Source organism: Microcystis sp. M53603_WE2 (assembly GCF_030065435.1).
Genome location: NZ_JASJFF010000829.1, coordinates 1 through 1,415, shown reverse-complemented (window position 1 = coordinate 1,415; position 1,415 = coordinate 1). Strand labels below are relative to the sequence as shown.

Here is a 1,415-nt window from a genome sequence, read left to right as displayed (position 1 = left end):
ACAGAAAACGGGTTTCTCGGAGAAACCCGTTTTCTACTCATGTAATAGGCAAAAGGATCAATAGATAATCAGTCTTTAATAACAGGATTTAGTCTGAACAGGTACAGACAAGAAAGTGCAGAAAGTGGGCATTTTCCTCCGTCGAGCATCAAAATCAAAAACAAGCAAAAGTATATGTATATTTAGTGACTAAATAAGACAGATTTGCCCTAGATGCAGACCGGGCAAAAGACGGTCAAAAACTAACCCATCAGGATCACCGTATCGATGACGTGGATCACACCATTATCTGCCTCGATATTACCCGCAACCACCGTGGCATTTTTCACCTCAAAACCTTCGCTACAATCGACGGGAATCGGTGAACCCTCTAGAGAAGTCACTACGGCCAATTTTGCCAAATCTTCCTGCATATATTTGCCCGCAACGACGTGATAGGTGAGAATTCTGGTTAATTGGGGGATATTCTGCACTAGGGTTGTAATCGTCCCAGGGGGCAATTTCGCAAAAGCTTCGTCGGTGGGGGCAAAAACCGTGAAGGGGCCGGGACTTTTCAGGGCATCCACAAGATTAGCCGCTTGTACCGCCGTTACTAGAGTTTTAAAATTATCGGCACTGACCGCAATATCGACAATATCTGCCATAAACTTGACTCGATCCCTTAAAAAAATTATCTATTTCAGATTTTAAACTTAATCTTGTCCCAAAGATCGTTCTAGGGATGGGGTGTGGGGTGTAGGGTGTAGGGTGTGGGGTGTGGGGTGTGGGGTGTGGGGTGTAGGGTGTGGGGTGTGGGGTGTGGGGTGTGGGGAGAATCAATAAAAATAATCTCCTGACTCCTGTCTCCTGTCTCCCGATTTCTAACCCCATGTTGGACAAAGATAAGCAAAAATTATCCATTGACTCCAAAAACTTGAGAATATTTAAATTAACATTCCGCAATATTTACAAATTCTTAAGAATTAATTGAGAAAGATTTTTATTTAACAACGATGTTATGAAGGTTACAGCGATTTGATAGAATTTCACAATAGGTTATTCTTTGCTTTTTTGAGCAGCAATGGTTGAAACCCTTGCCACATCTACAAGGCAATCCTAATTAAGACGGGTAAATTAGTCAATTTCACGCATAACGATGATCTTTTTTTTGTGTAGTTTTATTGCAAAAAAAAAGTTTTTTTGACAAAAAGCATAAAGTATGATATGGACGCTGGTGTATTTCTGGCTGCGAGTAATTATTGCAGAGTTAAGTAGGGAGGCACAATTATTTGTAGTGGTTCTTCGTTACTTGGTATGGTTCGATAGGGGGGCATAAATCGACTAAATCCTTATCTGGCAAGAGACTTAATTGATTAGTTCGCTCTAGAGCAAAAACAATTGACAAAAATCGCTAAATGCCTTTCTCTATAAGGGTT

The 1,415-nt window shown here is 40.8% G+C and carries 2 protein-coding genes; both read right to left on the bottom strand.

Translation table 11 applies throughout. The features are described from left to right. Positions 1–242 precede the first annotated feature (242 nt). Positions 243–644 (bottom strand): fasciclin domain-containing protein, encoded by a 402-nt coding sequence (locus tag PX481_RS17640; protein ID WP_002762406.1) that lies wholly within the window; start codon positions 642–644, stop codon positions 243–245. Further along, on the bottom strand, positions 607–819 hold the full coding sequence (locus tag PX481_RS17635) for a hypothetical protein (protein WP_288095241.1): 213 nt from the start codon (positions 817–819) through the stop codon (positions 607–609). The genes PX481_RS17640 and PX481_RS17635 overlap by 38 nt, the downstream gene beginning before the upstream one ends. Between the last annotated feature and the right edge of the window lie 596 nt (positions 820–1,415).